26 protein-coding genes and 1 pseudogene are annotated in these 26017 nt (G+C 64.9%); 10 read left to right on the plus strand and 17 right to left on the minus strand.

Going from position 1 to position 26017, the window contains the following annotated elements; genetic code table 11:
- Window positions 1–102: 102 nt before the first annotated feature.
- The 9 genes from C449_RS00355 to C449_RS00395 form a co-directional block, all read right to left on the minus strand.
- Entirely contained in the window at window positions 103–990 is an 888-nt protein-coding gene (locus tag C449_RS00355) for a 16S ribosomal RNA methyltransferase A (RefSeq protein WP_006075868.1), read from the minus strand.
- A 39-nt stretch (window positions 991–1029) separates the two neighbouring features.
- Window positions 1030–1857 (minus strand): hypothetical protein, encoded by an 828-nt coding sequence (locus tag C449_RS00360; RefSeq protein ID WP_006075869.1) that lies wholly within the window; start codon window positions 1855–1857, stop codon window positions 1030–1032.
- A gap of 3 nt (window positions 1858–1860) precedes the next feature.
- Window positions 1861–2448, minus strand: coding sequence for a DUF655 domain-containing protein (locus tag C449_RS00365; RefSeq protein WP_006075870.1), 588 nt, complete (start codon window positions 2446–2448; stop codon window positions 1861–1863).
- A gap of 39 nt (window positions 2449–2487) precedes the next feature.
- The gene (locus tag C449_RS00370; RefSeq protein ID WP_005046026.1) at window positions 2488–2844 is read right to left on the minus strand and encodes an RNA polymerase Rpb4 family protein; all 357 of its coding nucleotides are present in this window, start codon (window positions 2842–2844) and stop codon (window positions 2488–2490) included.
- The gene (locus tag C449_RS00375) at window positions 2841–3131 is read right to left on the minus strand and encodes a 50S ribosomal protein L21e (RefSeq protein WP_006075871.1); all 291 of its coding nucleotides are present in this window, start codon (window positions 3129–3131) and stop codon (window positions 2841–2843) included. Before C449_RS00375 ends, C449_RS00370 begins: the two co-directional genes overlap by 4 nt.
- Before the next feature lie 84 nt (window positions 3132–3215).
- The gene (locus C449_RS00380; protein ID WP_006075872.1) at window positions 3216–3482 is read right to left on the minus strand and encodes an elongation factor 1-beta; all 267 of its coding nucleotides are present in this window, start codon (window positions 3480–3482) and stop codon (window positions 3216–3218) included.
- A 2-nt stretch (window positions 3483–3484) separates the two neighbouring features.
- Complete coding sequence (locus C449_RS00385; RefSeq protein ID WP_005046031.1) at window positions 3485–3670, minus strand: HVO_2753 family zinc finger protein; 186 nt, start codon at window positions 3668–3670, stop codon at window positions 3485–3487.
- Between the two features lie 107 nt (window positions 3671–3777).
- Window positions 3778–4899, minus strand: a complete 1122-nt coding sequence (locus C449_RS00390; protein ID WP_049913794.1) for a ferritin-like domain-containing protein — start codon at window positions 4897–4899, stop codon at window positions 3778–3780.
- Between the two features lie 167 nt (window positions 4900–5066).
- Window positions 5067–5837: a ferritin-like domain-containing protein gene (locus tag C449_RS00395; protein ID WP_006075874.1), complete on the minus strand. Its 771-nt coding sequence runs from the start codon at window positions 5835–5837 to the stop codon at window positions 5067–5069.
- Window positions 5838–6293: 456 nt separating this feature from the next.
- On the opposite strand from C449_RS00395, the gene C449_RS00405 reads away from it, so the two are divergent.
- Window positions 6294–6938 carry a helix-turn-helix domain-containing protein gene (locus C449_RS00405; protein ID WP_006075876.1) on the plus strand — a complete coding sequence of 215 codons (645 nt, stop codon included), beginning with the start codon at window positions 6294–6296 and terminating at the stop codon, window positions 6936–6938.
- 60 nt (window positions 6939–6998) lie between these two features.
- Here C449_RS00405 and C449_RS00410 read toward each other — a convergent pair whose 3' ends face one another.
- Window positions 6999–8393, minus strand: a complete 1395-nt coding sequence (locus C449_RS00410) for an aminomethyltransferase family protein (protein WP_006075877.1) — start codon at window positions 8391–8393, stop codon at window positions 6999–7001.
- Window positions 8394–8594: 201 nt separating this feature from the next.
- Here C449_RS00410 and C449_RS00415 point away from each other — a divergent pair, with 201 nt between their 5' ends.
- Window positions 8595–9482 (plus strand): bifunctional 5,10-methylenetetrahydrofolate dehydrogenase/5,10-methenyltetrahydrofolate cyclohydrolase, encoded by an 888-nt coding sequence (locus tag C449_RS00415; RefSeq protein ID WP_006075878.1) that lies wholly within the window; start codon window positions 8595–8597, stop codon window positions 9480–9482.
- 10 nt (window positions 9483–9492) lie between these two features.
- Here C449_RS00415 and C449_RS00420 read toward each other — a convergent pair whose 3' ends face one another.
- Window positions 9493–10140 carry an anthranilate synthase component II gene (locus C449_RS00420; RefSeq protein ID WP_006075879.1) on the minus strand — a complete coding sequence of 216 codons (648 nt, stop codon included), beginning with the start codon at window positions 10138–10140 and terminating at the stop codon, window positions 9493–9495.
- Window positions 10137–11696: an aminodeoxychorismate synthase, component I gene (gene pabB, locus C449_RS00425; protein ID WP_006075881.1), complete on the minus strand. Its 1560-nt coding sequence runs from the start codon at window positions 11694–11696 to the stop codon at window positions 10137–10139. The genes C449_RS00420 and pabB overlap by 4 nt, the downstream gene beginning before the upstream one ends.
- Before the next feature lie 251 nt (window positions 11697–11947).
- On the opposite strand from pabB, the gene C449_RS00430 reads away from it, so the two are divergent.
- Together C449_RS00430 and C449_RS00435 are read left to right on the plus strand one after the other, a co-directional pair.
- Complete coding sequence (locus tag C449_RS00430) at window positions 11948–13666, plus strand: formate--tetrahydrofolate ligase (RefSeq protein ID WP_006075883.1); 1719 nt, start codon at window positions 11948–11950, stop codon at window positions 13664–13666.
- Window positions 13667–13681: 15 nt separating this feature from the next.
- Window positions 13682–14065: a hypothetical protein gene (locus C449_RS00435; RefSeq protein WP_006075884.1), complete on the plus strand. Its 384-nt coding sequence runs from the start codon at window positions 13682–13684 to the stop codon at window positions 14063–14065.
- A 6-nt stretch (window positions 14066–14071) separates the two neighbouring features.
- On the opposite strand, the gene C449_RS00440 is transcribed toward C449_RS00435, so the two are convergent.
- The gene (locus C449_RS00440) at window positions 14072–14929 is read right to left on the minus strand and encodes a methylenetetrahydrofolate reductase (protein WP_006075885.1); all 858 of its coding nucleotides are present in this window, start codon (window positions 14927–14929) and stop codon (window positions 14072–14074) included.
- 328 nt (window positions 14930–15257) lie between these two features.
- Here C449_RS00440 and C449_RS00445 point away from each other — a divergent pair, with 328 nt between their 5' ends.
- From C449_RS00445 to C449_RS00455, 3 genes and pseudogenes are all read left to right on the plus strand, one after another.
- Window positions 15258–17831 (plus strand): GcvT family protein, encoded by a 2574-nt coding sequence (locus C449_RS00445; RefSeq protein WP_006075886.1) that lies wholly within the window; start codon window positions 15258–15260, stop codon window positions 17829–17831.
- A gap of 162 nt (window positions 17832–17993) precedes the next feature.
- Window positions 17994–18287, plus strand: a pseudogene (locus tag C449_RS00450) (hypothetical protein); the annotation flags it as partial.
- Window positions 18288–18574: 287 nt separating this feature from the next.
- On the plus strand, window positions 18575–19831 hold the full coding sequence (locus C449_RS00455) for an AI-2E family transporter (protein WP_006075888.1): 1257 nt from the start codon (window positions 18575–18577) through the stop codon (window positions 19829–19831).
- A gap of 27 nt (window positions 19832–19858) precedes the next feature.
- On the opposite strand, the gene C449_RS00460 is transcribed toward C449_RS00455, so the two are convergent.
- Complete coding sequence (locus tag C449_RS00460; RefSeq protein ID WP_006075889.1) at window positions 19859–20356, minus strand: DUF1269 domain-containing protein; 498 nt, start codon at window positions 20354–20356, stop codon at window positions 19859–19861.
- Between the two features lie 243 nt (window positions 20357–20599).
- Here C449_RS00460 and C449_RS00465 point away from each other — a divergent pair, with 243 nt between their 5' ends.
- The 3 genes from C449_RS00465 (at window position 20600) to C449_RS00475 (ending at window position 22747) form a co-directional block, all read left to right on the plus strand.
- Window positions 20600–21202: a hypothetical protein gene (locus C449_RS00465; protein ID WP_006075890.1), complete on the plus strand. Its 603-nt coding sequence runs from the start codon at window positions 20600–20602 to the stop codon at window positions 21200–21202.
- Window positions 21199–21864 carry a hypothetical protein gene (locus tag C449_RS00470; protein WP_006075892.1) on the plus strand — a complete coding sequence of 222 codons (666 nt, stop codon included), beginning with the start codon at window positions 21199–21201 and terminating at the stop codon, window positions 21862–21864. Before C449_RS00465 ends, C449_RS00470 begins: the two co-directional genes overlap by 4 nt.
- Window positions 21865–22054: 190 nt before the next feature.
- Window positions 22055–22747: a ZIP family metal transporter gene (locus C449_RS00475; protein ID WP_006075893.1), complete on the plus strand. Its 693-nt coding sequence runs from the start codon at window positions 22055–22057 to the stop codon at window positions 22745–22747.
- 41 nt (window positions 22748–22788) lie between these two features.
- On the opposite strand, the gene C449_RS00480 is transcribed toward C449_RS00475, so the two are convergent.
- From C449_RS00480 to C449_RS00490, 3 genes are all read right to left on the minus strand, one after another.
- Window positions 22789–24423, minus strand: coding sequence for an MFS transporter (locus C449_RS00480; protein ID WP_006075894.1), 1635 nt, complete (start codon window positions 24421–24423; stop codon window positions 22789–22791).
- Window positions 24424–24605: 182 nt separating this feature from the next.
- Window positions 24606–24869, minus strand: coding sequence for a hypothetical protein (locus C449_RS00485; protein WP_006075895.1), 264 nt, complete (start codon window positions 24867–24869; stop codon window positions 24606–24608).
- Between the two features lie 119 nt (window positions 24870–24988).
- Window positions 24989–25879 (minus strand): bifunctional 5,10-methylene-tetrahydrofolate dehydrogenase/5,10-methylene-tetrahydrofolate cyclohydrolase, encoded by an 891-nt coding sequence (locus C449_RS00490; RefSeq protein WP_006075896.1) that lies wholly within the window; start codon window positions 25877–25879, stop codon window positions 24989–24991.
- Window positions 25880–26017 lie beyond the last annotated feature (138 nt).

Here is a 26017-nt window from a genome sequence, read left to right on the forward strand (position 1 = left end):
GCCATCCGCTTTTCCTCGCTGCATGAAATCGCCGGGAACCCGCGAACGCGGCGGTCACGTCGATCGACTCCTCGATCTCGATCGTCGACCGCCGGTCGCTGGTCATTCGATCTCGCTCCCCGACGTCGGTTCTTCGCTTGGCGCACCACCGACTTCCACACCGAGACGGGCCAGTGCGGCGAACTCCTCCGGTGTGAGATCGCCCGCCCGCTTTCTCAGTAACTCCTCGTCGGCAGCCTCGACCACCGCCGCCGGTTGCTCGATCTCCGAGATGTGGGTCGTGTTCCGGATCGCGTTGCGAACGGTCTTGCGCCGCTGGGTGAACACCGCCCTGACGAACGCGAGAAACGCCATCTCGTCGATCGCGTAGTCCGGATCGCACGGCGAAGTTCGCACGATTGCACTCTCGACGGCCGGCGGCGGCGAGAACGCCTCCGGCGGCACGGTTTCGACGATCTCGCACTCCGCGTAGTGGCCCACAGTCACCGATAGACGACCGTAGTCGTCGGTTCCGGGGGCGGCGACCATCCGCTCGGCGAACTCCCGTTGTACCATGATCACGAGCGGTCGCTTCGCGGGCAGCAACCGAAAGAGCACCTCGCTCGAAACGCCGTACGGGAGGTTCGACACCGACACAGAGAACTCGGGAATCTCGAGCGAGAGCGCGTTACCCTCGACGACATCGAGCCGTCCGTCCGCGCAGGCGTCGGCGAACTCCTCGCGAAGGAAGTCAGCGAGTCGCGCGTCGCGCTCGATCGCCGTGACGCGGTCGGCCGTATCGAGTAGGCGGTCGGTCAGCGCGCCCGTTCCGGCTCCGATCTCGAGGACGTGACTGGTGTCGAACGCCTCGGCGTACGTCGGAAGACGGTCGAGCACGCGGTCGTCGACGAGGAAGTGTTGATCCTGGTTCCGGTCGGGCTGGATCCCCGCCCGGGCCAGCAGCGCGTCGGGATCACGACCCTCCGTCGACGAGCGGTTCCGACCGGTCATGACTTGGTGTATCCGTTCGTCGCGTATTAAACGCCCTGTTTACTCCGCACCCGACGCCGGTTGGTACGCAGCCAGCGTCTCCCGAACGATGCGTGCGAACTCGCGGCCGGTCGCCGGATCGTCGAACTCGAAAGCGTCGGGCGGACTCACGACACGGTCGTAGAGGCTTGTCAGAAGCCGTTTGGCGAATCCAGCACTATCGTTTCGGTCCGGCTCTCGGAAGCTGACTCGCCGGCCGTTCTCCTCGACGGTCACCCCAGCAACGGAGTGGAATCCATAGCAGGTCGTACTGCTTCCATCAATCGTCGAGACACAGATCGAATCGGTTTCGACACGGTACTGCCGGCCGTCTTTCGTCCACTCGATGCGTATCTCGTCCGGAACTAGACAGGCCCACAGCGGAGCAAGCGCATCCGATACGTTGCTACGGAACTCCTCGCCGCCCACCCAGTTCACGCCGATGTGCGTCCAGTCGTGATGCGGAACAGCGAAGTAAATCGACTCTCCCCCTCGTTGGAGCGCGAGCCTGAACAGAAAGTGGTTTCCAAAGATACCATCCACGAGCGACGCGAGCCGTTCGACCGTTCCGCTCGCGTCGGGCAACGGCGCTCGAAACTGCGGACTATCGCGGTCCCAGCGGTCCTCACCAAGCGGCTCGAACTCCTCGCGCACGTCCGTCCACACCGCTTCGCAGTCGGCAGTGTCCGGTAGGTCTTCGTCCAACCACTCGATGTCGAAACAGACGAACACGGTATCCGCGTACGGAAGTGCTGCCTCGACGACGGTTCGATTCGCGATTGGGTAATCGTCGGCTGCGAGAGCGTGCGTACTCTCGTCGGACCACAGCGACATCGCCGACGCGCTCACGACTCAGCCCTCGTCCGGATCGCGCCCGACGAAGATGCGGTACTTGAGGTCGTCGTCGCGGAGTTCCTCGATCAGCCGCTCGACGAGAATCTCCTTCGGGCGGTGGAGCCCCGCGACCCGCTCTTCGAGGTCGTCGAACCCGTCGAACGGCTCGCGCTTTCGCTCGTCGAGGATCGAGTTTCGGAGTTTCTTGCCGATACCAGGGAGCAGGTTGAGCTGGTGGAGCCGGAGCGTGATCGGCTGGGCGTCGTTGTAGAAGCCGACGAACCGCGCCTCGTCGCGATCGATGATCTCCTCGACCGCGTACTCGAGCTCCGATCGCGCGGCGTTCGAGAGGTCACCGTGAGTTACCTCACGAACGGATTCGATCCCTTCGCCGTCGAACTGGATCCGATCGCCGAAACTGATGTCGGCGTCCTCGGTCAGCGTCAGCTCTCGGAGCTGAAACTGTGACTCGCCGAGGACGTAGGCGATCGGCGGTTTCTGATGTGCTGGCCGGTCGTCGTCGGGACGGCCGTTGGGCAGCAGATCGAGCACGACGGCTCGTGTCCGCTCGGTCGACGCCCCGTCGTCGCTCTCGGCGTCACTCATGCCCCCATTACACCGAGGACGTACTTAAATTCGCGGCGATCAGACGTGTTTCGCCACGATCGCGAGAACGTCGTCGAGCTCGTCGCCCGACAGCGAGAACCGCTCCTGAGCGTAGATCGCGCGGAGCTCGTCACGATTGGCGGGTTTGAGGTCCGCGATCTTGTACGCGGTCGGTTCGTCGACCTTCTCGTGGTCGCGGAGTTCGGCCACGAACTCTCGGGCCTCCTCGGGCGTGAGATCCGCGAATCGGTTGACGTGATCGATGGCGCGCGCGAGCTCGTAGGGCATCTCACGGTCCTCGTCGGCCGCGTGCTCGGCTTCGACATCGGCGAGCAGTTCCTTGGTTTCGGCGAGCGTGAGATACTCCTCGTCGAGCTGCTCCTTGAAGATCGTCATTCCTGACGGCTGAGATGCTCCGGCGTGACGATCAGGGTCTTCTCGGTGTCGCCGTCGACGATCGCCACCTGATAGGCACGACCCTGACTGCCGAGCACCTCGCCAGTGTGACCGTTGAACCGGGGATGGAACCGTCCATCGGTGACGCTCGGGTCGAGGCTGAGGTGGACGTGGTCGCCCTCGTCGAAGTTCTCGATCGCGCGCTGGGGCGGGGACGTCCCGCGCTCGCGCGGGTCGTTCGAGAGCTTGTTCCGGGTCTTCTTCAGCGGTCCTTTCGAGTTAGGCATACGGCTCGGTTGTTTTCCGGCCGTGATAAAACGTGCGTTCCGGGCCGACACGTCGCGACGGTCCCGACGCCTCGTGTCTCCCGCTTAGATCCGACCGACGTTCTCGACGGCGACGCTTTCGACCGTGCCGACGTCGGCGAACGCCTCCTCGACCGCCTCGGTCCCGCCGGCGTCGTCGGGAACGATCACCGTCGGCAGGAGGGCAACGAGACCGAACGCGACGTCGTCACGCTCGAACCCGTTGATCTTCGCGCCCTCGGGCAGCGAGTCCTCGAGTTCGTGCTGGAGTTCGTCGAGGTCGACCTCGGGGCTCTCCGGCATCACCTTGAGCTTCGCGGCGACCTTCCCCATCGTTACGGCCCCGTGAACCCGCAGTCGGGACACTCGTAGAGGTTACTCTGCTTGCGACAGGTCGCACACCGGTAGATCTGGGTTCCACACTCGGGACAGTCGAAGGCGGCGGCGTTGGTGCCCGAGATGTTGATCCCACACGAGACACACGAGCGGGTCTGGCTCCCCTGTTGTTCGCTTTCGCTCATGATGGATCGGATGCGACCGGCAGGTTAAGTCTTGTCGAAACCTGCTCGCGACCAAGCGAAAAATCGGCACGTTCGATCGGCGCAGTCGGTCGCGGAGCGCCAGCGGACTACTCGACGGTGATCTCTGCGTCGTCGACGACGGCGCTGCCGTCCTGAGTGTAGGCACCGTCCTGCTCGCCACCGGAGGTGAGGAAGTCGTAGGTGCCGTTGCCGTTGGTGTCCTTGTGCGGCATGGCGATCAGCGTCTGATCCTCTTCGAGCCGCGACTGATCGTAGTCCCCGCCGGGGACGCCCGAGTACAGCGGCACGTTCACGTCCATCTGCGTGCCGGCGTCGAACTTCTCGGAGACGCCGATGACGCTCCCGGCGACGTTGCCATCGAGCAGGCTGCTATCGTGCATCGCGACGAAGCCGCCGTCGGGCAGCGCGGCCGACGCGACAGTGACGTTCGACCCGTCCGTAGTCTGGTTCTCGAACGTCGCCGACGCCATCTCGGGCACGTCGTTCTCGCCGACGATGAACTGTTTGGCGATCGGGAGCACCTGCTCCATCGAGCGCGCCTCGTTGAACGCCTCCGGCGCGGGCCGCTGGAGGTTGAGCAGCTGGAAGTACGTCTGATGTTCGGCCTCAACCGAGTGGATCGAGAGCGCGGCCTTCAAGACTTCCTCGTTGTCGATCATCGGTGCCGCGCCCGCGTAGGCGGAGACACCGACCGCCTCGATCCGGTCCGACAGCGCGACGAACTCCTCCATCGAGGAGTACGGGAACTCGTACTCAGCCGGCTCGACCGGCGTCCCACCGAGATCCTCGATCGTCTGACTGAGCGCCTCGACGTGAGCCTGTTCGTGATCCCGGACGTCCTGGATCTGTTGGTACGTCGAGTACTGGAGCGTCGGTCGTGCGAAGTACTGGGCCACCGCCGAACGCTCGACCTCCTCCTCGGAGTGTTCGGCGAGGAACTGGTCGTAGTAGTTCGCTTCGAGGTGTTCGAGCGTGAGCGCGTAGTTTAGGATGTCGACGTCGCTCGGGCTCGATCCACCGTTTCCGCTGTCACCGCCGTCGTTTGCGGCCGCGGTGCCGGCTCCCAGCGCCGACAGCGCGGTCGCACTCGCACCGACCTTCGCCGCATCGCCCATGAACGCCCGCCGCGAGCGCAGTTGATCGCTGACCTGTCCGATAAAATCGAGAACCCCGTCAGACTCCTCGCGGATCGTGTTTTCATCAGTCATCGTAGTTCCGTGCGTCGCCGCACGGACCATCGTACGTCCATCGCCCGTATGAAAGTAGGCCGAACTCGGGCCCAAATTCGCCCCACGGAAACGGGACGGCAGTGAACGGAGACGACTCTCGGCGGCACGCGGCATCCGAAAAAAGCGAGAGTGTGGTGTCGGCGTAACTACTCGGAGACGATCAGCGGGGAGACGATGCCGACGACCTGGTCCATGCTGCGGGCCGGGTCGAACGCGTTCGGCATCGAGCTCTTCGGCAGGAGTGCGCCGAAGTAGCTGGTGTGGCGTGCCTCGACCGAATGGATCGAAAGCCCTGCCTCTACGACGGCCTCGTTGTCGAGGAACGGTGCCGCACCGGCGTACGCCGACGTGCCGACCGCCTCGACACGGTTCGAGAACTTGACGAACTCCTCCATCGTGGAGTACGGGAACTCGTACTCGGCGGCCTCGACAGGCGTGCCACCGAGGTCCTTGATTGTCTTCGTGAGTGCGTCCACGTGGGCTTCCTCGTGGTCGCGGATCGCTACGATCTCCTGCCAGGTCGAGTACTGGAGCTGGGGATCGGCGAACTTCGCCCCGATTGCGTCGGAGCGCTCGACCTCACCTTCGGAGTGTTCGTCGAGGAACTCGTTGTAGTACGCGGCCTCGAGGTGTTCGAGGGTCAGCGCGAAGTTCAGGATGTCGACGTCGCTGGCCTCGTGATAGGCGGCCGCAGAGCCCGACGCGAGGGTCCCGAGCGCGACCGCTCCGGCTCCGGCTTTCGCGGCGTTACCCATGAACGAACGACGGTTCAGCGCGCCGCTGACGCGGCCGAGCAGGTCGCGCGTGCTCTCGTTCTCGCGGTCGATGTCGTCGTCGGCGTTGTCGAACTCGAAGTCATCGGGATCGACGAAGCTCTCCCCCGCCTCGATGCGTTCCGCAATAGTATCGTTTGACATAGTTGGGTGCTCACCCACTCCATAATCACAATGACGCCATATAAAAACATACCCCGAACTCGGACCCAAATTCGTCCCTGTTCACGCTGTCGCCAGTCGTATCGATCCACGCACCCCGAACCGTGCTACGGTACACTGGCTGGGGTATCGGTAACGAGATCGACTACCGCCGAGCTCACTCGACGATGTCACCGAGCGTGCGACGAACCAGCCCGACCCGAACGCTTTAACTGACTGTCCGCGAACCATCGCATGATACACGAAAACAGTGATCGACCACTGGGCTGACGACGACTGGCGATCGACCGCGTTCGAACCATCGGTTCGTCCCTCGGCCTCGGCGTCCTGTCACGGTCGAGGTTCGTTCGGCGTGGATCCCATCGTTCGGGCTGTCACGCAGTCGCTGGTGGCACATCGAACGGCGACGCAGCGAGGCACCCCACGAGGTGCTCCGACGTGAACCTGATCGCCGTCGTCGACATTGCTCATTCGGATCTCTCGCTGGCACCCACGATCCGCGAGTGTTCCGACGTGACGATCCGAGTCGTGCCACAGTCCGGCACCGATCCCGAGACGGGGATCTTCTTCTTCCTCGTCGAGAACCCCGGTGAGGAGTTCGAAACGCAGCTCGACGAGGATCACACGGTTGCGGAGTGGGAGTTGGTGGCGGGCTCGGCGGCGACCCGCGTCTATCGGATCCGCCACCCACCCGAGACGAAGCTGATCTCGCCGAAAACGAGCGAGCTCAGCGGGCTGATGCGCGAGGCGATCACCAACACCCGTGGCTGGACGGTCCGGCTCCAGTTCCCTGGCCGGGAAGCACTCGCCGCACTCGCGGACTACTGTGACGAGGAGGACATCTCCTTTACTCTCCAACAGATGTTCCAGCAGGACGAGTGGAACGGTGGGGAGCCGACGGGGCTGACCGAGGCCCAGCGTGTCGCACTGGTAACGGCCTACGAGAACGGCTACTTCGAGGAACCACGCGAGGCGCGCCTCGACGACATCGCGGACGAGCTCGACCTCTCGCCGACCGCCATCGGCGGCCGAATCCGCCGTGGGACGGCGAAACTCGTCGAGACGACGCTCCTAGAGGACTAATTCGATCGCGTTCGGCGTATCGATCGGCGGAAAAACGACGGCCGGCTGGCGCGACAGGACTTACTCTGATTCGGCGTCCTTTCGCGCGTTCAGTTTGGCCTGTTCGCGGGCGCTCGGGTTCACCGACTCCTTGAACGGCACCTCCGCGACCGTGGCGTACACCGACTCACCGGGCTCCTCAGCGTACTCGTCCGGGAGATGCACCTGAAACTCGATGTCGAGATCCTCCTCGTAGATCTCGTCGTTGAGCGCCGCGTCGGTCTCGGCCTGCAGTTTCTCCGCCGGCACGAATCCAAGTCCGATGTTGGTCTCCAGCTCGGGGTTGTGCCACGGCGACGTCATGTACCCACACTCCTCGCCCGTATCGGGGTCGGAGACGAGCCAGAAGTCGGGGGCGTAATCCCGAATCGGCTCGCCCGCCATCTTCAGGCCGACCATCTTGAGATTGAATGGGTATTCGCCGTTCTCGATCTGCTCCTGCTGGCGTTCGAGCGCCTCCTTGCCGACGTAGTCGCCCTCCTTGTCGTCGGGGACCTGGTAGCCGAGATTGACCTGGAACGGCGAGGTTTCGTGGTCCATGTCCTGGCCCCACGAGAGGATGCCAGCCGCGATCCGACGGTGGTGGCCGGGCGCGATCTGCATCCCGCCGTGATCCTTCACGGTTTCGAGAACCGGGTCCCAGACCCGCTCGGCGTTCTCCATCGCGTCCTTCACGTAGATCTCGAACCCCTTCTCGCCCGAGAACCCGGTCTGGCTCACGAGGACGGGACAGCCGTCGATCTCGGCTTCCATCAGGCCGTAGTAGGGAATCTCGGAGACCTCCTCGCCGACGACCTCAACCATTACGTCCTCCGAGCGCGGGCCCTGAATCTGCATCGGCGCGACGTCGATCTCGTCGATCTCGACGTCGAAGTCCTTCCCGACGTTGACGCCCTGTAGCCACTGCATGAGCGTGGAGTCCGAGATCGAGAACCAGAACTCGTCCTCCTCGACGCGCAGCAAGATCGGATCGTTCAGCACGCCGCCGTCCTCGTTGCAGAGGATGACGTACTTGCCGTGCATCGGCTCGATCTCGGTCGCGTCCCGGGTGATAACGTAGTCGGTGAGCGCCTCCGCGTCGGGACCCTTCACGCGGATCTGGCGCTCGACGGCGACGTCCCACAGCGTCACGGCCTCGGTCAGGGCTTCGTACTCCGCCATCGCGCCGCCGTCCTCGGGTTCGACCAACCCGCGGGGGTGGTAGATCCGGTTGTAGACCGTGCAGCGCCACGCGCCCTCCTCGTTGAACGACTTGTGGAAGAACGGGGATTTGCGGACCCGAGTCGAGACCAACATCTCGATCCCTGGGTCGCCCGACTGACGCAGGTTTCGCGGGAGAACGCGGTCCGATTGGTCGACGTTCGGGTGGTTCGGATGCGAATCGCGTTCGGTGGACGGTGGTTCGGATTCTGCCATCGCCCTCGATTAGTGTTCCTCCGGAACATAAATGAAAGAGTTAACAGCACCAGCCATTTATACCGGGGGTCGTCGTCGGCCGTCGTTTCGTCGCCGTTTCGACCCCTTCCGAGTCGGTGGGTCGCCTGATCCCCGGGCTGTCAGGCTGCGCTGCCCGCCGCCACAGACAGGTTCAAGCGAGGGCCGTTCCACGTCGATCGTATGCCGTCCGCCGAACGGCTGCGCGGCGAGCCGGTCGCAGCCGAGATCCGGGCTGACGTGCGCGATCGCGTCCACGAGCTCGGCGAACGCGGCGTTACGCCGACGCTCGCCACAGTGGTGATGAGCGACGACCCGGCCGACGAGCGGTTCGTAGAACTGAAACACGCGGCCTGTCGCGATCTCGATATTGCGAGTCGAGACGTCCGGATCGATCCTGACGCACCCGCGGAGCGACTCCATCAAGCGATCGACCGGCTCTGTGCCGACCCCGCGGTCGACGGCGTGTTCGTCCAGGTCCCGCTGCCGGACCACGTTGCGCTTGCCGAGGTGCGACAACGGCTCGACCCAGCGACGGACATCGATTGTCTCAGTTTCACGAACCTCGGCCGGCTCGTCCGGGGCGATCCCCGCTACCTCCCGGCGACGCCCGCCGCGGTCCGTCGTCTACTCACGACGTACGAGGTACCGATCGAAGGCGAGGACGTCGCCATCGTGGGTCGTTCGGAGATCGTCGGCAAACCCCTCACGAATCTGCTCCTTCGCGACGCGCCGGACGGCAACGCGACCGTGACCGTCTGTCACTCCCGAACATCGAACCTCGGTGCCGTGACCCGCCAAGCGGATATCGTGGTGACTGCCGCCGGCGTGCCGGGGCTCGTCGACGGCTCGATGCTCTCACGAGGCGTCACGGTCGTCGACGTGAGCGCGAACCGGATCGAGTCGGGAAGCGAGGGGAAAACCCAGGTCGTCGGCGACGTCGACTTCGAGAGCGCGGCGGCGGTCGCTGAGGCGATCACGCCGGTCCCCGGCGGCGTCGGCCCGGTCACGCTCGCCATGCTCGTTTCGAACGTCGTTCTCGCGGCCGAGCGCCGGGCGGACGCGGGATGAGCGACTGGCGCTACCGATCGTTCGGGCGACACCGCCGCTCGAAGTTCTCCAGCATCGCCATGCCGACGTCGGTCAGGATGCTCTCGGGATGGAACTGGACACCCTCGTGGGGCAATTCGCGGTGGCGCACACCCATCACGACGCCGTCGGTTCCGATCGCGGCCGACGAGCCTCCGTCCGCCGTGCTTGTGGCAGTGTCCTCTGACTGCGCCGTCTCGACGAGAGGGCCGGGGAGATCGTCGCGCTCGATCGCGAGGGAGTGATACCGGCCGGCCGCGAACGTCTCGGGCAGTCCCTCGAAGACCCCTTCCCCATCGTGGCGGACCGTCGAGGGTTTGCCGTGGACCACGCTGGGCGCGTGGCCGACGGGCGCGCCGTGGGCCGCACACAGCGCCTGGTGGCCGAGACACACCCCGAGAGTCGGATAGTCGAGTTCGCGAAACACCGGGATCGACACACCTGCGTCGGCGGGCGTGCCTGGCCCTGGCGAGACGACGATGCCGTCGGGGTCCAGCTCCCGAATCCCTGCGACGTCGATCGCGTCGTTACGTCGCACCACGATCTCGCCATCTTCGGGCGCGTCGACCGCCGCGCCGGCGTACTGGACGAGGTTGTAGGCGAACGAGTCGTAGTTGTCGATCACGAGGATTCGGGTCATCGGTCCTCGTCCTCTCGGTCGTCGGGTGTGGACGAACCGCCGTCCGCCGCGGTCGCGCGCTCGATTCCGAGGTCGGCGCGATCGCCGAGCGCGTCGTCGATCGCTGCGATCAGCGCGCGGCCCTTGTCGAGCGTCTCGGCGTACTCACTCTCGGGTTCGGAGTCGTGGACGATCCCCGCACCAACTCTGAGGAAGTACTCCTCGCCGCGACGCACCAGCGTCCGGATCGTCATGTTGAGCGTGGCGCGATCGTCGAACCCGAAGACGCCGATCGAACCGGTGTAGGGACCGCGCCTGGTCGTCTCGACCTCGTCGATGATCTCCATCGTTCGGGGTTTGGGCGCGCCGGTGATCGTCCCGCCAGGAAAGGTCGCGGCGACGGCATCCACGAGCTCCCGATCCGTGCGGAGGCGACCCTCGACCAGCGAGACGAGATGCATCACCTCGGAGTAGCGGTCGACCCGGCGGTACTCCGAGACCTCGACGCTGCCGTACTCGCTGACCTTTCCGAGATCGTTGCGTTCGAGATCGACCAACATTGCGTGTTCAGCGCGTTCCTTCTCGTCCGTGAGGAGATCACGCTCAAGCTCGGTGTCGGCCTCGGGGGTGTCCCCGCGTGGCCTGGTTCCCGCGATGGGTTCGGTCAGGAGTTCGTTCCCGTTTACATCGAGGAGGAGTTCCGGCGAGGCGCTCACGAGGTCGACACCGGGGAACTCCAGCAGCGCCGAGTAGGGGGCCGGGTTCACTCGGCGGAGGGCCCCGAACGCTGCCACCGGATGGACGGCGGCCGGCGCGCGCAGTCGCTGTGAGACGTTCGCCTGGAACGTATCGCCGTCGCGGACGTACCGCTTGACTCGGCGCACGCGCTCGGCGAACTCTTCGGGCGTGCAGTCGCTCTCGAAGGTGGCATCGTCGGCGTCGATCGGTGCGCCGCCGATCGCCGGATCGCCTGCGACGGCGGCACAAGCGAGGTCGAGCGCGCGCTCGCGACCCCGCTCGTAGGCTGCGGCGGGGTCGTCGCCGACCTGGGGACAGGCCGTCATCCGGAGCGTGGTTTCGCCCTCCGACCCTGCCTCCCACGCCGCCACCCGATCGAAGACGCCGAGCTGGAGCCGTGGGAGGCCACGATCGTCGATGGTGGTGTCGGGAAGCGATTCCAGCTCGCGGGCGATGTCGTAGGAGAGCCAGCCGAACGCTCCACAGGGATAGGGAACGTCGCAGTCACCCCGGACGAGCGTCTCGCGGTCGAGCAGCCCTGCGAGCTCCGCGAGCGTGGGTGATGGGTCGGCGTCGCCAACGGGTTCGAAGGTGTCGCCGACCTGCAGTCGGAAGATCGGGTCGATAGCGAAGTAGCCCCAGCCCGCCTGGCCGCCGGTCGTTTCGAGGTACACGCCGTCAGTTCGTTCCGTCTGCTCGCGACCACGTGCGCACCGATAGGCGAGAAACGGGTCGTCGACGGACACTCGGACCTCGACCGGGACGCGCGCCGTTCGTGGGGCGTCGCGTGCAGTCTCGGCGAACGCCGAGTCGGTGGTGACGACGTGAGGTTCGTTCATTCTGGCTGTCGTTCGGCTTCCGGCGGCCGGTCAGTCGATAGTACCTCCGATGGAGGACGCCTAAAGGATTTCGCGGCAGTCGTTCGTTCGATCGGAGCCGCTGCCTCTGGCTGATCTACGCTCGCCGGCGATTCGCCACGCTGCACGTCGGTTTTCACGCTCGGTCGGGGTCGCTGCCAGCGACCTTCGCGTAAAAAGGTTGGACGTTCTTCACACGAACGTTGAAAAGGGACTCCGGAGAACCCTGTCACATGGCATCCTCGAACGAAGACGACGGGTTCCCGACGGATTACGAGATCGCCCAGAGCGTGGACACCGACCCGATCACCGAGGTCGTCGAACCGCTCGGCCTCGCGGCCGACGACCTCGACCTGTACGGCGACGACACCGCGAAGCTCACCTTCGACGCGATCGAGCGGGTACGAGAGTCGGATCGCGACAACGGCGAGATGATCCTCGTGACCGGGATGACACCGACGCCGATGGGCGAGGGTAAGACCGTCACGACAGTCGGATTGAGCCAGGCGTTCAACCACATCGGCGAGGACGCGCTCGCCGCCATCCGTGAACCCTCGCTCGGGCCGGTCTTCGGGGTGAAGGGCGGTGCGGCTGGCGGCGGCTACTCCCAGGTACTGCCAATGGAGGACATCAACCTCCACTTCACGGGCGATCTCCACGCGCTGACCTCGGCACACAACCTCATCTCGACGATGCTCGACAACCACATCAAGCAAGGCAACGAGCTCGATATTGCTGTGAACTGGGTCGAGTGGCCCCGTGCGATCGACATGAATGACCGGGTGCTCCGCGAGACGGTGATCGGGCTCGGCGGCGACGTCACCGGCGTCCCCCGCGAGGACGGGTTCATCCTGACGGCGGCCTCCGAACTGATGGCCGTCCTCTGTCTCGCCGACGACCTCGCCGATCTCAAGGAGCGTGTCGCGCGCATCGTCGTCGCCTACGACGAGGACGGCGACCCCGTGACCGCCGACGACATCGAGGCGACGGGTGCGGTCACGATCCTGCTGAAGGACGCTCTCAAACCGAACATCGTCCAGACCATCGAGGGCACGCCGGCGTTCGTTCACGGAGGGCCGTTCGCCAACATCGCCCACGGAACGAACTCGCTGATCGCCGACGACGCCGCGCGAAAGCTCTCCGATTACCTGATCACCGAGGCGGGCTTCGGTTCGGACCTCGGGGCCGAGAAGTTCATGAACGTGGTCTGTCGGTTCGGCGAGATGGAACCCGCTGCAGTGACGCTCGTCGCTTCGATCCGCGCGCTGAAGTACCACGGCAAGGACATGTGGCCTGCGGACCTCGACGAGCTCGAAGCGACCGACGTCGAGGCGGTTCGAGGGGGATTCGAGAACCTCGACACCCACGTCGAGAACCTCCGGAAGTTCGGGGTGCCGGTTGTGGTGGCACTCAATCGGTTCCCCGGTGACGCCGACGAGGAGGTCCAAGCGGTCCTCGATCACTGCCGCGACGATCTCGGGATCGAGGCCGCTGAATCGACGGTGTTCGGCGAGGGCGGCGAGGGCGGGGCGGACCTCGCCCGGAAACTCATCACCGCGATCGACGAGGACGACGAGGAGTTCGAGTACCTCTACGACGTCGACGACTCGATCGAGAACAAGATCGAGACGATCGCAACCGAGATCTACGGTGCGGAGTCGGTGACGTTCCAGAGCAGCGCCCAGGACGACATCGAGCGGATGGAGTCGCTGGGATTCGACGACGTGCCGGTGGTGATGTCGAAAACCTTCCACTCGCTGAGCGACACCGCCGAGTGGAAAGGCGCGCCGACCGGCTGGGAGCTCGAAATCCAGGAGATCTACCCCTCGGCAGGGGCGGGCTTTCTGGTCGCACTCACCAGCGACGTCCTGACGCTGCCCGGTCTGCCGGCCGATCCCGCGGCCGCCGAGATGGACATCGACTCGGATGGGACGGTCTCCGGACTGTTCTAAGTCCGACTCACTCCCATGAGCGACGACTTCGCCATCGTGGACTACACGGATGTCGAGGCCGAGCCGTTCACCGAGTCCGCAGTCGAACACCGAAAGCTGACCGACCACCTCGGTGCGACCGAGATGCGGATCAACGCCGTCGAACTCGCTCCCAGTGAGGTGCTCGACCCTCATGCCCACAAGCGCCAAGAGGAGATCTACGTCGCGGTGACTGAGGGACAGGTCGATATCGAGGACGAGATCCACGACGTTCCCGAGGGCGGTGTCGTCCGACTCGGTCCCGACCCGATCCGGGGGCTCTGCAATCACACCGACGACACCCATGTCTGGGTCCTGTTCGGCGCGCCGCCGGTGGGGACTGTCGAGGATTTCGGCGAGTACGTCATGCCTGACGAGTGATCGGAACTACTCCTCCAACCGGCCGTACCGCCACGATTCGGTGTCCGAAGTCTGATTGAACGTGTAGAGGTGGAGCCCCCGGATGTCGTAGTGGGAGTCACCGGCGTACGGTGCGAGTCCGTCGATGAGGTCGTCGGGGGTGTACTTCCCGCGCGATCCGACGAGTTGGCGCACGAACCCCACGATCCCTGTGGTCTTCTTCAAGAAGCGCACCGAGTCGCCGACGCCGACTTTCTGAGAGATATTGAGGAGTCGCTGGTATTTCATCACACCGGGGATCCCGACCTCCACCGGGAGGTCGATCCCCTGTTCACGGATCTCCTCGATCCACGCAACGACGGCGTCGGGATCGTAGCAGAGCTGAGTCACGATGTAGGTCGCGTAGGGCGCTTTCTTTTCCATCGCTTCCGCGAGCGTCGCCTCGTCGAGAAACTCGTGGCCCTCGGGATAGCCGGTGATTCCCACCTCCTCGAACGCGTAGTCGAGCTCGTCGAGCGTGGTGAGGAGGTCGTAGGCCGACTCGAATTCGCCGATCGGATCCTCACGGTCGCCGCCAGGCACGAAGATATCCGTGATCCCGGCGTCGGTAAGTCGGCGCGCGATCTCTGCCAGATGCTCCTCGTCGCGGACGTAGCGCGCGGCGATATGAGGGCTGACCTCGAATCCCTGCTCTGCGGCTTTCTCGGCCCACTCGATCGTCGCGTCAAGTCCCAGTTGTGGGGAGGTCGTGATAGCGATCGTCGCCCCATCCGGGAGGTGGTCCATCTGGCCTTCGAAGCTGTCGAACGGCATCAGCTCGAACCGGAGGTCGGTGAGCAGATCGGTGGCTCCGTCCGAGGCGGCGGCCGAACGCGCTACCGACATGGTCCGTTCGGCTCCCCACCAGTTTCGGCGGTGCTCGTTCCGCACGGCTGTCGTCCCGGCTCGAACGCGAACATTGCACACAGTTGTCGACACTGCGGACTTAGGCCTTGGCCGGCACAGCCTAACACGTATATATCGCCAGGGGAGCGCCGTAAGGATCGGGCGTCACGTATCCGGGGACGGCAGTGGGATCACCGAGACTCGTTCGGGAGGGTCCGTGGACGAACGACTCCAGGTGGTGACAGTCTCGACATCGATTTCTGTGATAAACGTAGCCGATACTGGGGGCGAAAAGTGAATACCGAAGCGCAACATTGGCGTAGCGTTCATGGGCAATGCGAACACGATGCCGAGCGAGGCAGGAACCGTCGTCATCGGTGCGGGTATCGTCGGCTGCAACACGGCGTATCACCTCGCCGATCTCGGTCGGGAGGACGTGCTCGTGGTCGACCGGGGACCGCTCCCCACCACGGGTGGCTCGTCGACCCACGCACCGGGAATCATGTTCCAGACCGACGAGCCGAAGGTGCTCTCGAAGTTCGCGACGTACAGCCGTCGGCTCTACTCCTCGCTCGAACGTGACGAGAGCGAGCCGGTCTACAACGAGACGGGTGGGATCGAGGTCGCGAGGAGCGACGAGCGGATGGACTACCTCCAGCGGCGGGTCGAGTGGGCCACGGCGTGGGGCGTGCCGGACCCACAGCTCCTGAGCCCCGACGAAGTCGCGGAGAAGCTCCCGCTGGTCGATCCCGACGTCATCGAGGGCGGGTATTACTCGCCGACCGACGGCCAGGCCTCGGGCGTCCGCGCGTGTGCAGCGCTCGCCGAGGAAGCCGAGGCGATGGGCGCGGAGTTCGTCGGCCACACCGCAGTCGAGGATATCGAAACCGACGGCGACGGCGTTCGGGCGATCGTGACCGAGAACGGTCGGGTCGAATGCGACGAGGTCGTGGTGGCGACCAACATCTGGGCGCGACAGTTGAGCGAGAAGCTCGACATCCATCTCCCGATCGCGCCGGTCGAACACCAGTACACCATCACGGAGCCGCTCGCCGAACTCGATGGCCGGGCGCAGGACGTCACCGGCGATCCCGTATACGAGAACTACAAGTCGGTCTCCGGCGACAAGAGCGAGGTTCTCCTCCAGGACCCCGACCGACCGATCCTCCGGGATCAGGACAACGCGATGTACTTCCGGACGCACGGTGATCGGTACGGGATCGGATCGTACAACCACGAATCCATCGTCCCCGATCCCGCAGAGCTGGGCGGCAACGAGGAGGATGGCAACCAGGCGTCGGTCCACGACTTCACCGAGTACCACCTCAACAACGCGACCCACCCCGACCGCCAGGAGAAAGCGCCGCGAACGGCGAGCGACGAGCTCATCCCCGCCACGGAGGGTGCGAACCTCGATCACAAGTACAACGGGATGTACTCCGCGTCGCCGAACGGACTCCCGGTTCTCGGCCCGGTTCAGGAGTGCGAGGGACTCTGGACGGCCGCAGCGATCTGGATCACTCACGCCGGCGGCGCGGGCAAGGCGCTCGCCGAGTGGATGGAGACCGGGGTTCCCCGCCTCCCCGACGGTCCAATCGACCTCCGGAACTGCAACGTCAACCGGTTCGCGCCCCACGAGGGGAGCTGGGACTTCGCCCGCGATCTCGGTGCCGAGGAGTACCAGAACATCTACAGCATCGTTCATCCGAAGTGGGTCTGGACGGAACACCAGCGCGACATCCGGCGAACGCCGATGTACCACAGCCACAGGGAACGCGACGCCGAACTGTGGGCCGAGGCCGGCTGGGAGGAGCCACACTGGTTCGACTCGAACGCGGATCTCCTCGCGGAGTACGGCGATCGCATCCCGAACCGGGAGGGATGGGAAGGGAAATACTGGTCACCGATCGAGGGAGCAGAGGCGCTGAACGTCCGCAACGGCGTCGGGCTCCACGATATGACGTCGTTCAACAAGATGGAGATCGTCGGGAGCAACGCCGGCGAGTTCCTCCAGTATCTGTGTACGAACGATATGGATCTCGACGTGGGACAGATCCGCTATACCCTCATGTGCAACGAGGGCGGCGGCGTTCGCGCCGACATCACCGTCACTCGGGTTGGTGAGGATCGCTACCTCCTGCTGACGACCGGTCGGGAGGTCGGGAGCAACCACCTCGCGTGGGTCCGAAGCCAGGCTCCCGACGACGTGGTGGTCAACGATGTGACCTCCAACCTCGCGGCGATGGTCTGCACCGGCCCCGACGCCCGAAAGACCCTCTCGAAGGTGATCGACGCCGATCTCTCGGACGAGGCGTTCCCGTTCTATTCGAGCCAGCGCACGTTCGTGGAGAACATCCCCGTGACCGCGCTCCGACTGTCCTACGCCGGCGAACTCGGCTGGGAACTCTACACCCCCTCGGAGTACGGCGAACGCCTCTGGGAGCACGTCATGGACGCGGGCGCGGAGTTCGACATTCGGCCGTACGGCAACGGCGCGCTCGACTCGCTCCGGATCGAGAAGGGCTTTCGACTCTGGGGCGAGGACCTCCACACCGAGCACGACCCCTACGAGGCGGGACTCGGGTTTGCGGTCGATCTCGACACCGACTTCCTCGGGAAAGAGGCGGTCGAAGCTGCCGCGAACGGCGATCTCGATCAGAAGGTGGCCTGTCTCACGCTCGACGATCCCGAGCAGATGGTGCTCGCCGACCGGCCGGTGCTGGAACGGGACGGGGACGAGGTTCTGGGATACGTCCACGCCGCCGAGTACGGCTACAGTGTGGGTTCCTGCGTAGTCTACACCTACCTCCCACCTGCGTACGCCGAACCGGGTACCGAGGTCGACGTGCACTACGAAGGCGACCGCTACGCGGCGACGGTGCAGGAGGAGCCGCTGCTGTGATCCAGAAATCGAGCGCCTGTTGAGCGAACGGTCGGGAAACCTGTTTCAACCACCCCGATAAGCTATATCGTGGCGGGCGTATCGGGGTCCATGCGTTTAGTCCAGGTCCTCGTTCCGGAGGGGACACGCGAGGTGATCCTCGGGGAACTCGACGAGGAATGAATCGATTACGCGGTGTGGGAGGAGACGGGTCGCGGCGAGTTCGAGGCGGTCGTCTCCTTTCCGATTCCGCCGAGTGGCGTCGAGCCCGACCTCGCCCGTCGTGGGATCGTTCTCCAGGTTGGCTGCCTCGTGCTGGCTATCGTCTGTGCCGCCGTCCTGGACTTGAACCTCAAAACGACTGTGCTCGTTCCACCGGGACTCGATATCACCGAAGTGCCCCAGATCGCGGAGCGGACACAGCCGAACTTTCTCGCGCTCGGCTCCGGGATCGCGGCCTCAATCAGCAGCTGCCGTCCCACCGAACCTCGCCACGGTGATCGACAGACGTCTGAGCCGGACAACCGGGAGACCGGTGAACGTGCAGGTCGTGTTCACTCGGACCCAAAATCCGACGGGTGACGCGACGCGCTCGGAAAGGCGTTCCAGTCGTTCGACGATCACTGACCGTCGCTCCACGCTTCGTCCGGCCTCGCTGTCGGCGCGCGGTGCGTGATTGGAGCGAAGCCTCAGGGATCGACACAGCGAACAGTCCGTACCATATAATTAACTCCTCTCGTCACCTGTCGAAATCCGAACGAACGATGAGAGTTGGATTCGAGGGCGAAATCGAGCGCGTGCGAGTCGCGGTGTGGCTCGCTACGGCCGTTCTTGCCGCCGCGATCGCGTACGTCGCGTGGCGGTACGTGGGAACGGTTGTGCTCGGTGTGTTCGTCTACTACGTGACGCGACCGGTGTTCCAGCGCCTCGATGCGCGCCTCGGATCGCGGACGCTCGCTGTCGTGACCGCGCTCGTCACCGTCTCGTTGCCGGCCCTCGGCCTTGTAGCGTGGACGCTCGTGATCGCTGTCGGACAGTTTTCGCGGGCTTTCGGTGCGGACGTGCCCGTCGAGCTCGACGGACTACTGGGGCCGTACGCCAGCGCAACGACCATCACGAGCGGGCTCGAAGCGACGCTGCGCCGCGTGCTGAACGACCCGCGTCAACTGCTCGCGCTCGATCTGGAGCGGTTTCTCGCGCCCGTGATCGACGCCGTGGCTGCGTCGTTCGGCACGCTGGTCAACGTGGGTCTCCACCTGTTCATCACGCTCGTCATCGCCTTCTACCTGCTTCGTGACGACTACCGTATCGCCCAGTGGGGCCGGAGCACGTTCGTGAGCGAGGGCGGCGTCACCGAGGCGTATCTCTCGGCGATGGATCGCGACCTCAAGAACGTCTACTTCGGGAACGTCCTGAACGCGCTCGCGACCGGTATCCTCGGCGTCGTGGTGTACGTCACGCTCAACCTCTTCGCTCCCGAAACCGTTCGGGTCCCTGAACCGGTGCTCGTCGGGCTGTTGGTCGGGGTGGGAAGCCTCGTGCCTCTCATCGGAATGAAGATCGTCTGGGTGCCGCTTGCGGTGGTGCTGTTCGTCGACGCGCTCGTCACCGACCCGGAGACGCTCTGGTTCCCGACCGCGTTCGCGCTGGTGTCGGTGGCGATCGTCGACTACATCCCGGATCAACTGCTTCGTCCGTACGTCAGCGGCCGATCGCTCCACGTCGGCCTCGTGATGTTGGCCTACACGTTCGGCCCGCTGCTCTTCGGCTGGTACGGCATCTTCCTCGGCCCGCTGATCCTCGTCGTCGTGTTCGAGTTCGCCCGCACGCTGTTCCCGTGGGTCACCGCTGGCGACCGCTCGGCGAGTACTGAGTCGGTTCCTTCGGCCGTGGACGACCAGTCGGCGGAGGAAGAGTCGAACGCGCCAGAGTCCGGATCGACAGCTCCGGCTGGTGAGTCTGACGACATCGGTGGAACGGATGGAACCGTCGGAAACGGGGGCGCAGCGCGGGACGAGTAGCGCCCACCGAACGGAATCGAACCGCGTTCAGGCGACGACGTCGTCGGCGGCGAACGCTTCGCGGAGTTTGTCCTCGTCCTCGGGCGAGAGGTTCGTCCGGAGCACAGTTGGATTGTACGACTGGATCTCGTCGATGACACGATCCGTCTGGGCGTCGGTCACGAGGAGGAACAGCGCGGAGTGGCCTGGCTCGATCGTGTCGCCGACCTCCTTGATGAAGTCATCGTCTACCCCGATGTCCGCGAACCGGCCCGAGAGCGCGCCGGTGACGGCACCGACCGCCATCCCGAGGATCGGTGCGAAGAAGATGAGCCCGATCAGGAGGCCCCAGAAACTCCCGCCGAGCGCGCCAGCGCCGACGAGGCTCTGAGCCTGCTTGACCTTCGGCTTGCCGTCGCCCTCCCGGACGACGACCGCCGCGTCACCCAGCGTGATGAGCTCCTGTTTCTGGAGCTCGTTCAGCTTGTCTCTGACGTTCAGTGCGCCGTCTTCGTTGTCGAACGCGAGGACGATTAGTTCCTGCATTGGCGTCCGGCAGTTCGTTCGATTAAGACACACTTAATGATAGTTACCACATTGATGCTTCGAATCTGTCTAGTCATTAACACCCACATTGATGTACCTCTCGCAACTATTGTCTACCGATGATTACAGTGAATACGAGCAGCTCTCCGTGGCCATGACGATCGCAACACAGCGACCGTCACGATCGCCGCCGTGGACGGCGAGCCACGAGCAGCCGTTCCGCGACTCCACGGAGCGTCTCGAATGAGTCAGCGACTGCCCGAGGAGTGGTTCATCGCGGACGCACGCACGAACGCCGCCATCGCGTGGCTGTTCGGGGCGGTCATCGCGGTGGCTGCCGTCGGGAACCTCCTCGCCGGGGAGCTGGTGACGGCGGTCGGCGCGGGCGTCGCGGTCGCGGTCGCCGCCGTTCCTGCGTGGGTCGGACGGTCGTGGCAGCGCACGATCCCGTGGCCGCTACTTGCGCTCACCGTACTTCCGTTCGCGCTGAGCGCCTTCGAGTTGACGTTCGTGGCCGATCTCGTCCGGGGAGTCGCGGTCGCCACGCTCGCGCTGCTCGTGGTTGTTTGCCTTCAGTTGACCACGACGGTGCGGATGACGCCAGGCTTCGCGATCTGGTTCGCGGTGATCGCGACCCTCGGCATCGCCGGGATCTGGGCCTTCGGCTCGTGGGTCTCGGCGGAGTACCTCGGGACGGCCTTCTTCGAGACGAACACGGAGCTCATGCTCTTTTTCCTCACGACGTTCGTCGCCGGGTTGGTTGCGGCCGGCGTGTTCGTGTGGTACTTCCGACGGCGGCTGCGTGAGAACGCTCGGACACGGTCGACTACCGGGGGTGTGGCGTGAACATCCGTCGTCGGCTCGGGATCTCGCCCGCACGCCAGGCCCAACTGGTGCGAGTGATGCAGCTGATCCTGGCGGCGACCGTCGCGCTCGCCGTGCTCTACGGCGAGGTCGGAATTATCACGAACGCCGGGATCGCGCTCTTGGTCACGTTCCTCCCGGCGCTGCTCGAACGTCGGTACACGCTCACGATGGATGTCGGGATCGTGCTCTGGATCACGACAGCGATGTTTCTGCACGCAATCGGCACGGTCCCGCTGCCGTTTTTCGACTTCTCCAGCGCGTACAGCTCGCTCTGGTGGTACGATCACGTCACCCACGCGCTGTCGTCCTCGCTGGTCGCCGGGGTAGCCTACGCGACGACGAGGGCGCTCGAAGAACACACCGAATACATCTCCATGCCGCCGGCGTTCACGTTCGTCTATCTCCTCCTCTTCATCGTCGCGTTCGGCGTGGTCTGGGAACTGCTGGAGTTCCTGATCGCCGAGTCCGCAGCCGCCTTCGGCACCGCGCAGGTCCTCACCCAGTACGGGTTGGAGGACACCGTACTCGATCTGTTCTATGACGTGCTCGGCGGCGTCCTCGTCGCGATCTTCGCGACGGCCCATCTCACGGATATCTCCGATCAGATCGCCGCACGGCTCGACGCGCGCCAGGCACGATAGGACGACGGCATATTCGTGGGATATGCAATGACAGAGTTCGTACTCGGAACGGGCGACGCGCATTTTCTGCCCTCGCGCGACTGGGTACTGAGAGGGGCAGGTCGCCACCTACCGTTGGTCTTGATGGGTCCCGACTGCGGTCCGGTGGTAGCCCAAAGAACCGTGAACGACGAACGCGACACTATCGCGCATGACTCTCGTCCTCGTCATCGCCGCCGTCGTCGCGGGTGGCTCGCTCACCGCAGGAGCCGCCCTCGGACTGGTCTGGACGCCACCCAAGCGCGTCCTGGCGATCGTGCTCGCGTTCGCCAGCGGGGCGTTCATCACTGCGCTCGCGACGGACCTGTTCGTCGAGTCCGTGGAGACCGCGGGGTTCGTCCTCCCAGCGGCGAGCCTACTGGCTGGCGCGATCACCTACGTCGTCGCCATCCTGCTCGTCGAGCGCTCGGGCCGCGGTGGGGAGGGAACCACGCTGTTTCTCGGCTCGCTGTTCGACGGCGTTCCCGAGAGCGTCGCCCTCGGGATCACGTTCGTCGGCGACGCCGGCACGCTCCCGCTGTTCGCGGCCATCGTGATCAACAACGTTCCCGAGGGGATCGGCGGGGCCTCGGACATGCACTCGGGTGGCTTCTCGACCACCGCGATCCTCGTTCTTTGGACCGCAACCGGGATCGTACTCTCGCTCACCGTCGTCGCCGGCAGCGTCCTCCTCCGCGGAGCGTCGCCGGCAGCGCTCGCGGTGATCCGGTCGTTCGCCGGCGGTGCCGTCCTCGCCACGCTCGCCGATGCCACGATGCCCGAGGCGTTCGACGAGGGCGGCCCAGCAGTCGCGATCGCTACCGCGGTCGGATTCCTCCTGACGTTCGCCCTGGCGCTGGTGTAGACGCCGCTACGGCGCGCCACCGCGGGAGCGCCGTCCCGTCCTCACCGTGGCCGTACTGCAGGGAGAAGACTCGCCGTGACGAGGGTGAGGAGGACGAAAACCACGATGAGCAACAGCACGCCCTGTTGAGCGGTCTCCATCGCCATCTGGACGACGTCGAGGAGTTGCCCGCGCGTCGCTGGTGGAAGCTGGTTGACGAACGCCTCCTGCTGGGCCTGAGTCGTCGTATCGAGCTGGTCCTCAAGGGTGACGATCAGTTGTCGCCGCTCGGCACCCGAGATCGGTGATCGCGCCACGAACTGTGTCACACCATCGACGACGTTCCCGTAGAACCCGGCGAGCAGAAAGGATCCGGCGACGGCGGTCCCGAACGCGTACCCGAGCTGGCTCAGCGAGTTGATGACGCCCGACGCCACCGAGGCCTCCGACGACGGGACCGCCGACATGGTGAGGTCGACGAGCTGGCCCGTGAACAGTCCCAATCCGATTCCGATCACTGCCATCGGCAGCACCATTTCGAGAAGCGTCAGATCGAGGTCAGTCAGCGCGACGAGGAGCAGCAATCCAGCGGCCATCAACACGAGCCCGCCCTGGACGATGTGCTTCGGTGCGACGTACGCGCGCCACCCCGTCGAGATCGTCGCCACGAGCAGCGTCGCGACCGAGAACGGGAGGAGCGCGAGCCCGGTCTGAAACGCCGAGTAGCCGAGCGCCGACTGGAGAAAGACCGGCATCGAGAACATGAACCCCGAGAGGAACAGCGACTCGGCGGCGAACGTGGCGATCCCGGCGGCGAACGTCCGATTCCGGAGCACGTCCGTCGGGATCAACAGCGAACGACCGGCGCGTGCCTGGCGAGTCTCCCACTGGACGAACAGCACGAGCAACGCCACCCCGAGCGCGATCGACCAGATCGCGGGCGAGAATCCCAACGGTTCGATCCGTACTCCACTCACGACGAACGGGCGCAACGGGCGCACCCAGCCGTACCGACCGGCGAGCAGAGTCCCACCGACGATCGTGACCACACCGAGGATCGACAGCACTGTGCCGCCGACGTCGATCGCCACGCGCCGATCGACCGGCTGGGAGTCGAGGTAGCGTGTCAGCGCGAGCACTACGAGCACGATGCCGAACTCGCCGAACATCCCCCATCGCCACGTGGCGAACGTCGTGAGAACCCCGCCGATCATCGGTCCGATGGCGATACCGACCGCCGTCACGCCGCCGATCGCCCCGAAGGCTTTGGTCCGGGCACTGCCCGCGTAGTTTTCGACGATGATGGAGTAGGTGATCGGGAGGAGGAGTGCTGCGGCGATTCCCTCAATGATCGACCAGCCGACGAAGAGCGTGAGCATGTTCGGGCTGGCCCCCGCGAGCAGCGTCCCGACGCTGTAGATCACGAGCGTGATCACGAGCAGTCGTTTCGTATCGACGACCGATCTGAGCGCCCCGCCCGGGATGATGAGAGCGGCCATCACCATCGAGTACACCGCGATCGCGCCGTGCATCGCACTCACCGTGGTGTTCAGGTCCTGTACGATCGACGGGACGGCGACGTTCATCATCGACATATCGAGGACGCCGAGGAACAGCGCCGTGCCGGCGACGACCGCCGGAGCCCAAAATTCGAACCCGGAGCCGGACTCCGATTTCGTCGAGCCGGTTTCGATCATCTATCGACAATATTTGGCGAATGATAAAAATCCGCGTGTCATTTCACGTCCTTCACAGCACGGGGCGTCTCGATACCGGATTCATCCGGACGAGGACGAACGAAGCGACTGACGACAGTAATGTCGACCGCACAGAGGTTCTCGAAAACAGTCGCGCTGTCGGCACATTGAGCGGTGCTCACCTACGATCGCCGGTCGTTCCGGTACACCGGCCGCAGATCCGTCGCGTCCGTGTTGTACCCGAGCCACACGCTGAGCACCACCGCCGCAGCCACGAGATACAGCGGGAACAGCAGCACCAACGAGTACCCCGCCAACAGCAGCGCGATCGTCCCCGTCCAGTAGAGCACGCCGATCGCGGCGAGCCCGACCAGCGCTGCGGCTATGATGCCCGTTCTGAAGGCGTGCTCGGCGGCTGGTCCTGGGGAGTGTTTCGACGCGACCATCTACGTACTGCTACGCCGCCGAGCGGTATAAACAGTCGCTGATCGCCCGTCGTCATTGACATGGCTTCACGAGCGATATTGCCTGTTAACCGCGTCTTTGCCGGCGTTTTCGGCGAACTTCAGGGAAGGTCGATCTCGACGCCGTGTTGCTGGCTCGCTGCCTTCACCGTGTTGTACAAGAGCATTGCGCGGGTCATCGGGCCAACGCCACCCGGGACGGGCGTGATCGCTCCCGCGACCTCTCGCGCGCTCTCGAAGTCGACGTCGCCGACGAGTTCAGAATCGCCTTCGTCCGTCTCCACGCGGTTGACACCGACGTCAATCACGGTCGCACCCTGCTTCAACATCGAGCCATCGACGAGCTCCGGCACGCCCACAGCGGCGACGACGATGTCGGCGTTGCCGACTTTCGCGGCGAGGTCCTCAGTCCGGGAGTGGCAGACGGTCGTGGTGGCGTTCCCGAAGGGCGCTTTCTGGATCAGGAGGTTCGCCATCGGCTTGCCGACGATGTCGGAGCGACCGACTACCACGGCGTCGGCCCCCTCGGTTTCGACGTCGTAGGCTTCGAGGAGCTTCTGGATGCCGTGAGGCGTGCAGGGTTTGAATCGGGCGTCACCGGCGACCAGCCGGCCGACGTTCTCGGGGTGGAACCCGTCGACGTCCTTCGCGGGGCGGGTTCGACGGAGGACCTCACGGTCGTCGACGTGGTCGGGCACCGGCATCTGGACGAGGATGCCGTCGATCGCGTCGTCCGCGTTCAGCTCGTCGACGGTATCGTACAGCTCCGCGGCCGGCGCGTCGGGATCGATCTCGATGTCGTGGGCTTCGATCCCGACCTCCTCGCAGTCTTGCTGTTTCATCGAGACGTACGTCTCGCTCGCGTCGTCGTCGCTCATCAGGACTGTCGCGAGGCCCGGCGTGACACCAGCCTCGTCGAGGGTGTCCACGCACTCGGCGACACCGTCCCGGATGTCGCTCGCGACCGCCTCGCCGTCGATGATCTCGGTCATGGATCGAGGTCGACGGGTCGCAGCAAAAGGGTTCGGGATCGGTAGTTGCGCCCACTAAGTGCGACCGTCGTCTCGAATCGAGATTCCGACCGATCCACGTGACGCTCCGTCGGCGAAATGTCTCTGTGGCTGGATGAT

Source organism: Halococcus saccharolyticus DSM 5350, from assembly GCF_000336915.1.
Classification (GTDB): domain Archaea; phylum Halobacteriota; class Halobacteria; order Halobacteriales; family Halococcaceae; genus Halococcus; species Halococcus saccharolyticus.

Excerpts from the sequence above, each read along its gene's own strand:
- C449_RS00355 (WP_006075868.1), bottom strand. The coding sequence starts at position 990 with ATGACCGGTCGGAACCGCTCGTCGACGGAGGGTCGTGATCCCGACGCG.
- C449_RS00365 (WP_006075870.1), bottom strand. The coding sequence starts at position 2,448 with ATGAGTGACGCCGAGAGCGACGACGGGGCGTCGACCGAGCGGACACGA.
- C449_RS00370 (WP_005046026.1), bottom strand. The coding sequence starts at position 2,844 with ATGACGATCTTCAAGGAGCAGCTCGACGAGGAGTATCTCACGCTCGCC.
- C449_RS00375 (WP_006075871.1), bottom strand. The coding sequence starts at position 3,131 with ATGCCTAACTCGAAAGGACCGCTGAAGAAGACCCGGAACAAGCTCTCG.
- C449_RS00380 (WP_006075872.1), bottom strand. The coding sequence starts at position 3,482 with ATGGGGAAGGTCGCCGCGAAGCTCAAGGTGATGCCGGAGAGCCCCGAG.
- C449_RS00385 (WP_005046031.1), bottom strand. The coding sequence starts at position 3,670 with ATGAGCGAAAGCGAACAACAGGGGAGCCAGACCCGCTCGTGTGTCTCG.
- C449_RS00390 (WP_049913794.1), bottom strand. The coding sequence starts at position 4,899 with ATGACTGATGAAAACACGATCCGCGAGGAGTCTGACGGGGTTCTCGAT.
- C449_RS00395 (WP_006075874.1), bottom strand. The coding sequence starts at position 5,837 with ATGTCAAACGATACTATTGCGGAACGCATCGAGGCGGGGGAGAGCTTC.
- C449_RS00410 (WP_006075877.1), bottom strand. The coding sequence starts at position 8,393 with ATGGCAGAATCCGAACCACCGTCCACCGAACGCGATTCGCATCCGAAC.
- C449_RS00415 (WP_006075878.1), top strand. The coding sequence starts at position 8,595 with ATGCCGTCCGCCGAACGGCTGCGCGGCGAGCCGGTCGCAGCCGAGATC.
- C449_RS00420 (WP_006075879.1), bottom strand. The coding sequence starts at position 10,140 with ATGACCCGAATCCTCGTGATCGACAACTACGACTCGTTCGCCTACAAC.
- pabB (WP_006075881.1), bottom strand. The coding sequence starts at position 11,696 with ATGAACGAACCTCACGTCGTCACCACCGACTCGGCGTTCGCCGAGACT.
- C449_RS00430 (WP_006075883.1), top strand. The coding sequence starts at position 11,948 with ATGGCATCCTCGAACGAAGACGACGGGTTCCCGACGGATTACGAGATC.
- C449_RS00435 (WP_006075884.1), top strand. The coding sequence starts at position 13,682 with ATGAGCGACGACTTCGCCATCGTGGACTACACGGATGTCGAGGCCGAG.
- C449_RS00440 (WP_006075885.1), bottom strand. The coding sequence starts at position 14,929 with ATGTCGGTAGCGCGTTCGGCCGCCGCCTCGGACGGAGCCACCGATCTG.
- C449_RS00445 (WP_006075886.1), top strand. The coding sequence starts at position 15,258 with ATGGGCAATGCGAACACGATGCCGAGCGAGGCAGGAACCGTCGTCATC.
- C449_RS00455 (WP_006075888.1), top strand. The coding sequence starts at position 18,575 with ATGAGAGTTGGATTCGAGGGCGAAATCGAGCGCGTGCGAGTCGCGGTG.
- C449_RS00460 (WP_006075889.1), bottom strand. The coding sequence starts at position 20,356 with ATGCAGGAACTAATCGTCCTCGCGTTCGACAACGAAGACGGCGCACTG.
- C449_RS00465 (WP_006075890.1), top strand. The coding sequence starts at position 20,600 with ATGAGTCAGCGACTGCCCGAGGAGTGGTTCATCGCGGACGCACGCACG.
- C449_RS00475 (WP_006075893.1), top strand. The coding sequence starts at position 22,055 with ATGACTCTCGTCCTCGTCATCGCCGCCGTCGTCGCGGGTGGCTCGCTC.
- C449_RS00480 (WP_006075894.1), bottom strand. The coding sequence starts at position 24,423 with ATGATCGAAACCGGCTCGACGAAATCGGAGTCCGGCTCCGGGTTCGAA.
- C449_RS00485 (WP_006075895.1), bottom strand. The coding sequence starts at position 24,869 with ATGGTCGCGTCGAAACACTCCCCAGGACCAGCCGCCGAGCACGCCTTC.
- C449_RS00490 (WP_006075896.1), bottom strand. The coding sequence starts at position 25,879 with ATGACCGAGATCATCGACGGCGAGGCGGTCGCGAGCGACATCCGGGAC.